Origin of the sequence: Kocuria sp. JC486 (assembly GCF_011602805.1) — a bacterium.
GTDB classification, from domain to species: domain Bacteria; phylum Actinomycetota; class Actinomycetes; order Actinomycetales; family Micrococcaceae; genus Kocuria; species Kocuria soli.
Map to the genome: position 1 here is coordinate 20,714 of NZ_JAAOZS010000026.1, position 11,128 is coordinate 31,841.

The following is an 11,128-nucleotide window of genomic DNA, read 5'->3' on the forward strand; positions in this document are numbered from 1 at the left end:
ATGACCGCTGTATCGCCCTCGACAGGGCCCCGGGCATCATCGAGCACCGCCACGGAGGCTCAATCGCCGCCTCGAAAGCGCCGTGACGACACCCGCGTGGCGCTGATGTTCATCGCCCCCGCGGCGCTTGGCCTGGGCGTCTTCCTGCTGTGGCCCTTGATCCGTGGAATCTGGTTGAGCTTCACCGACTACAACCTGCTGACCCCGGCCGAGTTCGTCGGTTTGGCCAACTATCGACGGCTGATCGCGGATCCCATCTTCTGGGACTCCATGAAGACCACCGTCTACTACGTGGTGCTCAACATCGGCATTCAGACCGTGGTCGCCATGATCATCGCGTTGCTGATGTACCGCCTCACCCAGTCAACCCTGCTGCGCGGTCTGGTGCTGACCCCGTACCTGGTGTCCAACGTGGTGGCCGGCCTGGTGTGGGTCTGGATCCTGGACACGCAGTTCGGCGTCGGCAATCAGATTCTGAGCTGGCTCGGGATCGACCCCATCGGCTTCTTCACGGACAGCGCATGGGCCATCCCGACGATCGCCCTGGTCAATGTCTGGCGACACATGGGATACACGGCCTTGTTGATCTTTGCGGGGCTGCAGACCCTGCCGGCCAGCGTGTACGAAGCCGCCCGCCTGGACGGGGCAGGTGAGGTCCGGACCTTCTTCTCCGTGACCCTGCCGTTGCTCCGACCGATCATGGCGCTGGTCCTGATCATGACCATCATCGGCTCGTTCCAGGTTTTCGACACCGTGGCCGTGACCACTGCCGGTGGACCCGCGAACGCCACGAACGTCCTGCAGCTGTACATCTATGACATGGCCTTCGACCGCTTCCAGTTCGGTTACGCCTCCGCGATGTCCGTGGGGCTGCTGATCGTTCTGGGCATCATCACCGTCATCCAGTACCGCCTGTCCCGCGCGGACACGTCGGACATGGGCTGAAACGGCCGGACAGGAAGGAGCTGAGCCATGAGCACGACACCCGTCACACCCACAGATTCCGTTGAGCCCCTGACGAACCCGCCCGAGCGGGCCGAGGTTCGACGACGACGCAAACTGCCGACACCGGGCAAGGTCCTGGCCTGGACGGTCATGATCGTGATCCTGCTGATCACCATGCTGCCGTTCTACTGGATTCTGCGAACAGCCTTGTCCACGAACCCCGGGCTGCTCAGCGAACCCGGTTCGTTGACACCACCCGAGTTCACCACGGGCGCCTTCGAACGCGTGCTGGGGATGCAGTCGACCGACGAGGCCTTGGCCGAAGGTGGCTCGGGTGCCGAGCTCAACTTCTGGCGCTACCTGTTGAACTCGGTCATGGTCGCCACGCTGGTCACCGTGTGCCAGGTCCTGTTCTCCGCGATGGCGGCCTACGCGTTCGCCCGCCTGCGCTGGAAGGGCCGGGACAAGGTGTTTGCCCTGTTCCTGGCGGGGCTCATGGTGCCGACCGTGTTCACGCTGTTGCCGAACTTCGTGTTGATCAAGCAATTGGGGTTGATCGACACCGTCCTGGGCATCGCACTGCCGACGATGTTCATGACCCCGTTCGCCGTGTTCTTCCTGCGACAGTTCTTCATGGGCATCCCGATGGAGATCGAAGACGCTGCCCGCCTGGACGGTGCCTCAAGAATCGGGACCTTCTTCAAGGTCATCCTCCCCATGGCCGCCTCCCCCATCGCGACCCTGTCGATCCTCACGTACATGACGGCGTGGAACGACTACTTCTGGCCGCTGATGGTCTCCTACACCGACTCGTCACGTGTCCTGACGGTGGCGCTCGGAGTCTTCCGCGCCCAGTCCCCGCAGTCAGGCACCGACTGGGCCGGGCTCATGGCGGCGTCCTTGATCGCGGCGCTGCCCATGTTCCTCCTGTTCATGGCGTTCGCCCGCCGCATCGTGAACTCGATCGGCTTCTCGGGCATCAAGTAAGGACTTCGGACCATGAAATACAGCATTTTCACCCGCACTGGCCGACCCCTGTCGACCTCGGACCCCGGCTCACGACGCACTCGACCCTCCCGGTCGCGGTGGCTCAGTACCGCCGCCATTGCCACGACGGCGGGGCTGCTCCTCAGTGGCTGCGGCCAGGAACAGGGCGACAGCAACGTGATCGACTACTGGATGTGGGACACCCAACAGCTTCCCGCCTATCAGGAGTGCGCGGACCTGTTCGAGAAGGAAAATCCTCAGTACAAGGTCAACATCACCCAGACCGGCTGGGACGACTACTGGCAGCGGCTCACAGCCGGGTTCCTGGCCGACACGGGTCCGGATGTGTTCGTGAACCATGTGTCCCGCTATCCGCAGTACGCGGATCTGGAGGTGTTGATGCCTCTGGACGAGCAGGAAGCCACGGCGGGCCAGGAGGAATCGGAGTACGCCGAGGGGCTCATGGACATCTGGACCGGCGCGGACGGCCACCAGTACGGCAGCCCCAAGGACTGGGACACCATCGCCCTGTTCTACAACGACACCGAGCTCAAGGAGGCCGGGGTCACGCCCGATGAACTGGGCAACCTCGAGTGGAACCCCCAGGACGGTGGGAGCTTCGAGGACATGGTGGCCCACCTGACCGTCGACGAAAACGGTGTCCGCGGCGACGAGCCCGGGTTCGACAAGGACAACGTGGCCGTCTACGGCCTGGGCCTGTCCGACCCCGGAGGTGGCAACTCCGGTCAGGGCCAGTGGGGGCCGTTCGCCAACGGCGCCGGGTGGGAAGCCACCGACCAACCGCTGTGGGGCACCGAGTACAACTACGACGACCCAGCTCTGCACGAAACCCTGGACTGGTATTTCGGGCTTTCGGACAAGGGCTACATGCCCAAGTACGGGCAGTTCAACCAGGACGACGGGACCTTGAGCCAGTTGATGTCCGGATCCGTGGCCATGGTGGCCGACGGGTCCTGGATGGTGCCGGCGTATGCGGGTTCAGAGGAATTCGACATCGGCACGGCCCGCATGCCTGAAGGCCCCAACGGCACGGCACCCACCGTGATCAACGGTCTGGCCGATTCGATCTCGGCTGACGCCGATGACCCGGAAGCGGCAGCCGAGTGGGTGGCCTTCCTGGGCTCCAAGAAGTGCCAGTCCGTGGTGGCCGAAGCCGGAGTGGTGTTCCCGGCGCGCAACGACTCGGTGGCGCGCACGGAGGAGATCTGGACCGAGCAGGGTTTTGACACCTCGGCCTTCACGGACCCGGTGGACGAAGGTGAAACCTTCTACCTGCCCATCACCAGCCACGGCGCGGATGTCACCGCGTTGACCACACCCGCGTTCCAGGAGATCTGGTCCGACCGGCCACCGTCGGGAGAAGTCCTTGACCCGATCAACGCGGCGATCAACGACCTGTTCCTCACCGAGGAGCAGTAGCGATCCGCGGTGTGCGCTGCGGAGGCGAGCTTGTGCCCGCCCCCCGCAGCGAACACCGGGCAACCAGGTCTGTCGACCTTCTAGCTCCAGCCGTTGAGCCGCACCACGATCCGGGCACGACGGGCCTCAATTCGGGCTGCCGGCGCGACGCCGACGCCGCATGATCTGCTCCCCAGCCCGCCGTAGGCCGCATCCAAGTGCAGTGTCCAAGAGGCAACAGTGGAGGGGTCCGGCAGCTCATCCGCGTGCATTGCCCGCGCCACTTGGCGATCCGTCCACGGGCTCAGCGCCCACCAGAGACCCTCCGGAGCAGGCCGCCCGTCCAGCTCGACCGCCAAGACCTGGATCTCCGCGACCTCGCCGGAACTCAGTGGCACTCGCAGGTGCCGCAGGTCCTTCCGCTCGCCACTGGATTGCGGCACGGGGTAGACCGTGGTCAGGTCTGTCGCCGCACATGCCCACTGCCCGAACTGGGAGGCCCGTGCGGAGTCAGGGGCAGCCTCACCGGGTCCGCCACCTGTCCACTCGACCGTCCCCGAAGTGTCCACGGACAGGTTCAACTCGACACCGATCCGCCCGGGTCGGGGACCTTCGTCAAGGTCGATCACCGCCTCCAGGAGTCCGGAACCGTCGGCCTCCTCGGCCCAGGCGAGGCGCAGATGGCCGGTCCGCCGCGGTGACACTGCCCCGACCGGACTCCAGGTCCTGTGCAGTACGGCGGGCTGGGAGTGTTCTTCGGCTTCCCGGTTCCGTCGCGACATCAGGCGGTCGTGGCCCGCAGCCTTCCAGCGGTCGGCCAGCGGCACCACGGCGCCTGGCTCACGCCCGTCAATCCGGTCCCGAGGGTCCGTCCCGGCCCAGGCGTCCCAGTCCACACGAGGGTCGTCACCGAACCTCTCCCTGGCCGGTTCGATGCCACCGGCGTCGTTGTCGGTGGGTGCCCGCCACACGGACAGTCGTGCCTCACGTACGAGTTCGGGCCACTGCTCGACGGACAATTCCCCAACGACCTGCGCCGCCCCAGGCAGGGGACCGGACCAGACTTCACGACGGGTACGTGACGTGCATTTCCCGCCACACACGACGTCGGCGCGTACCTCCACGCTGATCTGCTCACCGGGGCGCGCCGGGGCGATCACCACCAGGTGCCTGTCTCCGGGAAGCAGCTGCGCCCTTCGGTATTCAAAGGTGGACGTCTCCGGCTCCTGTCCGCGGGTGACCACGACGAGCACGTCTTCCAGCCGCGAATGGTCGTACCCGTTGCCGATGTGCACTCCGGAGTCATCTCGTTCGATCCACAACGGGTCGATCACGGCGGCGTATTCGGTCATGCCCGGGCTCGGGCTGCCGTCCGAGAAGCACAGACCGTCGAGCACAAAGTTGCCGTCGTGCTCGAGTTCGCCGAAATCGCCGCCGTACGCAACCCGCTCTCCCCCGCCCGGAGCGGGTACGCGCAGTCCGTGGTCCTTGAACTCCCACACGAAGCCGCCGCACGCACGGGGGTGTGCACGGAAAACTTGCTCGTAGTCACTCAGTCCGCCCGGCCCGTTGCCCATGGCATGGGCGTACTCACACAGAACGATCGGCTGTTTGACGACTCGGGCCGCGGTGGCCGGGCCCCATGCCGGGTGCGGCAGGCCTGCTGCGAGCTTCGCCCATTCCGTGGGCGTCGCGTACATCCGCGAGTGCAGGTCCGTGTAAGCGGCGTCGGCATCGCCCTCGTAATGCACCGGCAACTCGCTACGAGCGCGCAACCAGTCCGCTGCCTCCCGGAGGTTCGCACCGGTCCCGGATTCGTTGCCGATCGAGAGCATGGCGACGCTGGGGTGGTTCTTGTCCCGGTGCCACATTCGAGCCGTTCGGTCCAGGATGGCGGTACGCCATGCCGGGTCGTTACTCGGGTTACCGGCCCAGTCCCCTGTCACGAACCCGTGGGTCTCCAGGTCGCCTTCGAGCACCACCCACAGACCCATCTCGTCCGCCAGGTCCAAGGCGTGAGCCGCGGGTGGGTAATGGCTGGTCCGAACCGCGTTGACGTGGTGGTCGACCATGGTCGAGAAGTCACGCCGCGTGTCCTCGACCGTCACAGCTCGGCCACGTTCGGGGTGCCATTCGTGTCGGTTGACCCCGCGGAATCGCAAGGCGTCGCCGTTGGCCCGCAGCACGCCGTCGTCGTCGATCCCGACACGCCTGACGCCCGCACGGAGACCTACGGTCGCGCCAGTTGCCGTGGTCAGGTCGACGTCGATCAGGGCAGGGTTTTCAGGCGACCACGGGTGAGCATCGGGCAGGACGACGTCGACCGGCTGGTCACCGCCGATGGACACCGAGACAGGTGGGAAATCAGGACGTCGAATCTCTGCGGCCACCGGGAACGCACTCGGGTCACCCTCCACACAAAAACGTAAGCGCCCCGCGCGGGTGGCCGGTTCCCAATCCGACTCGACGTGAACATCCCACACGTCGCCCGGCCGGTGAAGCAGCAAGCTGACGCCGCGGAAGATCCCCGGCAGCCACCACTGGTCCTGATCCTCAAGGTAGGAGCCCGCGCTGAACTGATGGACCAGCATTGAGATCTCGTGTTCGACGGCTGTTGGATTTGCAACAGCAGAATCGGCGGAGCCGGTGCACGAGCCGAGGGCCTCCTCGCGCGCCAGGACGGCGTCGGTGACATCGAACTCGTGCGTCAGGCGCGACCCCATCGCCTGACCAACCCACTGACCGTTCACCCATACCCGGTAAGCGGATTCCACGCCCTCGAACCGAAGAATCAAGCGATCGCCGAGTCCAGGTACGGGCCGCCCGTCGCCCACGAGTTCTGCCAACTTGAACGTCCGCCGGTACCAAGCCGTGGGGTTGCGATCGGGGACTTTGGGCGGATCCACAGGGAAGGGGTACCTCACATTCGTGTACGACGGCTTGCCGTGCACCCGAAGAACACCGAGTCGATCCAGCACCCAATGCGATGGCACGGTGATTGACTCACCGAGCGGGGGCAGCGGGTCCGGCCAGGAGCAGAACCGGCGAGCCGATTCCGCCGATGCAAAACTGCGGAACTCCCACTGTCCGCCCAATGCCAGGACCGGCGAGTCAGCCACCAGGTGGGAGCGCGGCGGAAGCGCCGAAGCATCACCGTTGGGCCGCTGATACCAGTCGTGATCCGGGGCCTGTGCCGATGGCACGCAGGTCGATTGCTGAAGGGGCCCGTTGGGCCCGCCGTCGGGTTCCACAGCCGCTACCTTCCGCCGCGAAGTCTGTCTGACCGACAGGCACGCTGCGATCAAATGAACATAACGTTGAACATCCATGTTCGTTACAACACACTACCGCCCCGCCCGTGGGGCGTACATGGGCTCCGATTCAGACCCCCGGTGTTCTCAACCCCTAAAATCAGGGGAAGACCCGCAGTCTAATGCCGCAAGAACCAAGTAATTTTCGAACATTTTCTACCATTCAACGCCGCCAGATGTATAGTCGATCATGTGGCCCACGCCACACCCTCTTTCCAACGGATCGTCCGGCGCGTACCTGCCGGGAAAGAAAGCGAGACATCACGATGGCTACAGTCACTTATGATCGCGTGACCTGTCAGTACCCGGGGGCCGACAGCCCCTCGGTCTCCGATCTCGATCTGGAGATTGCCGACGGCGAATTCCTGGTCCTCGTCGGCCCCTCCGGCTGCGGCAAATCCACCACGCTGCGCATGCTCGCCGGATTGGAGGACGTTACCCGCGGATCGATCCGGATCGGTGAGCGGGACGTCACCGATGTGGATCCCCGTGACCGGGACATCGCCATGGTGTTCCAGAACTACGCGCTCTACCCGCATATGACCGTGGCCGAGAACATGGGGTTCGCCCTGAAGATCGCCAAGGTCCCTGCCGACGAACGCCGTCGGCAGGTGGAGGAAGCGGCCAAGATCCTTGACCTCAGCGAATTCCTGGACCGCAAGCCGAAGGCCCTGTCCGGTGGTCAGCGCCAACGCGTCGCCATGGGGCGGGCGATCGTGCGATCTCCGCAGGTGTTCCTGATGGACGAGCCGCTGTCCAACCTGGACGCCAAGCTACGTGTTCAGACCCGTACGCAGATCGCGTCGCTGACCCGCAAACTGGGGGTGACCACCGTGTACGTGACCCACGACCAGACCGAGGCCATGACCATGGGCGACCGCGTCGCGGTGCTCAAGGACGGGCTGCTCATGCAGGTTGACACGCCTGCCGAACTCTACGACCACCCCGCGAACGAATTCGTGGCCGGCTTCATCGGATCACCGGCCATGAACCTCTTCCGTGCCACCCCTGACAACGACGGCGTCCTCCAACTCGGCTCCACCAAGATCCGGTTGACCGAGGATCAGCGTGCGGCTGTCACGGGGAACGAAGTCACCATCGGCATCCGTCCCGAGGACCTGAAGGTCGGCGAGGAGGGCCAAGGGCTGCCGATCAGCGTCGACGTCGTCGAAGAACTGGGGGCAGATGCCTACCTCTACGGGGCGCTCGCTCCCGTCACCATGGCCAACCAGATCGTGACCACACACTCGTCCGCAGTGGAGGCCGAGACATCTGAGGAAGAGGCGTCGTCTGCGAACACCATCGTGGTACGAACTGAGGGAAGGAGCCGGGTCGCCTCCGGTGAAACCGTTTGGGCGGCCCCCGCTCCGAACCGGATCCACCTGTTCGACACGGCTTCGGGAGCACGGCTGCCGGATCAACCGTCAGCACAGGACTGAGCGTCAGTCCACCCGGGACGCCCCAATGGTTGGAAAAACCCGGAGGCGCGGACCCCTCTCCCAGGTCCCACGCCTCCGGGCCCAGCGCCCGGCCTCTGCCTGACCGTGCGCCGCGTCGAGGCGGCCCCAACCGCCTCGACCACCGGCCCGGTATCAGTCGCGGTGCCCACCGCCACCCACTCGGACCGGCTGCGTCAACCTCGCCGTGGCGAGGGACAACTGCATCTCTCCTGCACCGATGGTGCGAGAACCTTGTGCGGCTCTCGATGGTTAGACGGGGCACCCGGGAAATCGTGACGCGAGTTCTGCAAATTCTTCTCGAGAAATTTTCGCCGGGGAGATCAGCCCGGCTTGACCTGCCTCGAGGGTTTCTCACCCCTGTTCATCAGCACTGATACGGTCGTCCCCACGGAAGCTGCGTGCAGACGCACGCAATTGCCTCTCAACGTCTGGGTGACTGTCATGGCCACGTCCAACACATCTGCACTGAACCGAGGAGCCGGACCGGGCGGTCTCCTGGCCCGGTCACTGACCTGGGTGGAGCGGGTGGGCAATCGCCTGCCGCACCCCTTCTGGATCTTCGTGATCCTGGCCTTCGTGGTGATCCTGCTCTCCGAACTCCTGGCTCGCCTGGGCGTTTCGGCCACGGACCCGGCCAGCGGGGACGTCGTCACGATCACGAGTCTGCTCAACGCGGCTGGGTTCCGTCAGATCGTCGAAGGGGTGGTTCCCAACTTCGTCGAGTTCCCGCCCCTCGGTGTGGTGCTCACGGTCCTGCTGGGGGTCGCCGTCGCGGAGGGTTCCGGGCTGATCAACACCGCCCTTCGCGTGGTGGTGTCCAAGGTGTCCGCCCGCTGGCTGACCTTCGTTCTGGCCCTGGCCGGCGTGACCGGATCCATCGCCTCGGATGCGATCACCGTGGTCCTCATCCCGTTGGGGGCTGCCGCCTTCAAGGCGGCCGGCCGGTCGGCCGTGCTGGGTGGCGTGGTCGCCTTCGCCGCCTCCTCGGCCGGGTTCAACGCCTCCCTGCTGGTGAACCTCACAGATCCATTGCTGGGTGGGATCTCGACATCGGCGGCCCAGTTGGTGGATCCCGAGTACCAGGTCTCCCCAGTGGCGAACTACTTCTTCTCGGCTGCCTCCGCCGTCGTCCTCGCCATCGTGATCACGCTGGTCACGGAGTTCCTGCTGACCAAACTCACCGAGCCGATCCACCGTGCCGAGCAGGAGGCCGAGGCGCGCGGCAGCACGGACATCGACGACGACGATCGGCCCACCCTGACCCAGGAGAATCTCCGCGTGTACACGCCCCTGGAGGTCAAGGGCCTCAAGGCAACCGGTGTGGCCGTCGCTGTCTTCACCGCGTTGTACTTCCTGCTGCTGTTCGTACCGTTCTCTCCGCTGGCAGGTCAGGACCCGGAACTGGGCACACTGAGTTCTGTATTGATCACCGACATCTCCGGCCCGATCGGCCTCATGTTCCTGATCGCCGGCGTGGCCTACGGGGTGACCGCACGAACCATCCGTCATCCCGCAGCCGTGCCCGAACTCATGGCACAAGGCCTCAAGGACGTCACTCCCTTGCTGGTCCTGTTCTTCGCGGCCGCCCAGTTCATCGCCTATTTCGCCTGGACCAACATGGGCACGGTCCTGGCGATCCGTGGCTCCGAGTGGCTGGGAGGCGGGGACGTCCCGACCGTGGTTCTCTTCGCGGGTGTGGTGCTGGCGGTCGCCGTGCTGAACCTCCTGGTGACCTCGGGCTCAGCGCAGTACACGCTCACGGCACCCGTGATCGTGCCGATGTTCATGTACCTGGGCATCAACCCGGAGACCACTCAGATGCTGTTCCGGATCGGGGATTCGACGACGAACATCATCACGCCGCTCAACCCCTTCTTCGCCATGACGCTGGGCATGATTCAGCGCTACCTCCCCCAGGCCGGAATCGGAACCCTGTTGTCACTCACGCTGCCGCTGTCCATAGCCCTGCTGGTGGTGTGGTTCCTGTTCTTCCTGCTCTGGATCGCGCTCGGGATCCCCCTGGGTCCGGCGAGTCCGGTGCAGTAAGAGGCCTGGGACATTGCCGGATCACAGCTGTCCCCACATTGGGGAACACCTGGCTGACGATCGTCGACACATACTTTGCGTTTGTAAATCTGGCGGCTAACCTGGGGTTATGTCTTCCACACCTCTCCTGATCATCACCGCTCAGCCCCTGCTGCAGCAAGCACTCACCGCATGCTTCAGCAAGGCCGACAGAGACCCCGACGCAGCCAACGCAACCCGCCAACCAGTCTTCACCGTGATCGCCCACGCACAATCGACTCACGAAGCCCTGGAGATCATGACCGACCAGCATGTGGGCGTCATCCTCTTGGACCTGGACAGCGCACATGACGGGGCGACGACAGCCATCGAATCCCTCCTTGGGCGCAAGCCGAGCGTTCGCATATTGGCGCTAGCTTCGACGGGGGATGCAGAGTTCGCGGTCACGGTTCTGCGCGCCGGAGCCCACGGCTTCCTCACCAAGACCGTGGACGAGGTGGCGCTCTTTGATGCCACCTGCCGCTGCCTGACGGAGAACCTGGTCCTTGAGCCGGAGTTACTACACAGACTTGCGGCGCAAGCAGTGGGAAACCACGGGGCCCACATTTCACCTGAAACCGCTCGAAAGTATGGCCTGGACGAACGCGAATACAAAGCATTGGCTCATTTGTCGCAAGGGATCAGCAACCAAGAAATAGCCTCCGCCATGTATGTCTCAGTGGGTTCTGTCAAAGCATATTTGACGGGGGCAGCCCGCAAGCTTGAGGCATCGAACCGGGTCCAGCTACTCATCCGCGCTTACGAACTAGGTCTGATTTCCCCGCGATCGAGGTGACAATCCCCTGGCCACAAGGCAGTCCAAGCTGCCCCTTTGGCGACGCCCTCTGGCCACGCACAACGATATTTTGGTGGCTCATCATGATCCAGGGTGTAGTTGGGGTCTGAACCCGCCGGTCTCGAGCAGCGATCTGGCGATGTAGT

The 11,128-nt window shown here is 64.6% G+C and carries 7 protein-coding genes; 6 read left to right on the plus strand and 1 reads right to left on the minus strand.

The window, feature by feature from the left end; translation table 11 throughout:
• From GWK18_RS11465 to GWK18_RS11475, 3 genes are read left to right on the plus strand one after another with little or no spacing between them, the layout of a single operon-like run.
• Positions 1 to 945, plus strand: coding sequence for a sugar ABC transporter permease (locus GWK18_RS11465; RefSeq protein ID WP_123826546.1), 945 nt, complete (start codon positions 1 to 3; stop codon positions 943 to 945).
• 27 nt (positions 946 to 972) lie between these two features.
• Positions 973 to 1,932, plus strand: coding sequence for a carbohydrate ABC transporter permease (locus GWK18_RS11470; protein ID WP_166835360.1), 960 nt, complete (start codon positions 973 to 975; stop codon positions 1,930 to 1,932).
• A 12-nt stretch (positions 1,933 to 1,944) separates the two neighbouring features.
• Positions 1,945 to 3,372, plus strand: a complete 1,428-nt coding sequence (locus tag GWK18_RS11475; protein WP_166835362.1) for a sugar ABC transporter substrate-binding protein — start codon at positions 1,945 to 1,947, stop codon at positions 3,370 to 3,372.
• Between the two features lie 80 nt (positions 3,373 to 3,452).
• On the opposite strand, the gene GWK18_RS11480 is transcribed toward GWK18_RS11475, so the two are convergent.
• Positions 3,453 to 6,680: a glycoside hydrolase family 2 TIM barrel-domain containing protein gene (locus tag GWK18_RS11480; RefSeq protein ID WP_245193250.1), complete on the minus strand. Its 3,228-nt coding sequence runs from the start codon at positions 6,678 to 6,680 to the stop codon at positions 3,453 to 3,455.
• Between the two features lie 248 nt (positions 6,681 to 6,928).
• Here GWK18_RS11480 and ugpC point away from each other — a divergent pair, with 248 nt between their 5' ends.
• The 3 genes from ugpC to GWK18_RS11495 all read left to right on the plus strand — a co-directional run bounded on the left by ugpC (position 6,929) and on the right by GWK18_RS11495 (position 10,982).
• The gene (gene ugpC / locus GWK18_RS11485; RefSeq protein WP_166835366.1) at positions 6,929 to 8,101 is read left to right on the plus strand and encodes a sn-glycerol-3-phosphate ABC transporter ATP-binding protein UgpC; all 1,173 of its coding nucleotides are present in this window, start codon (positions 6,929 to 6,931) and stop codon (positions 8,099 to 8,101) included.
• A 462-nt stretch (positions 8,102 to 8,563) separates the two neighbouring features.
• Positions 8,564 to 10,168 carry an AbgT family transporter gene (locus GWK18_RS11490; RefSeq protein WP_166835367.1) on the plus strand — a complete coding sequence of 535 codons (1,605 nt, stop codon included), beginning with the start codon at positions 8,564 to 8,566 and terminating at the stop codon, positions 10,166 to 10,168.
• A gap of 109 nt (positions 10,169 to 10,277) precedes the next feature.
• Positions 10,278 to 10,982 carry a response regulator transcription factor gene (locus GWK18_RS11495; protein ID WP_166835369.1) on the plus strand — a complete coding sequence of 235 codons (705 nt, stop codon included), beginning with the start codon at positions 10,278 to 10,280 and terminating at the stop codon, positions 10,980 to 10,982.
• Positions 10,983 to 11,128 lie beyond the last annotated feature (146 nt).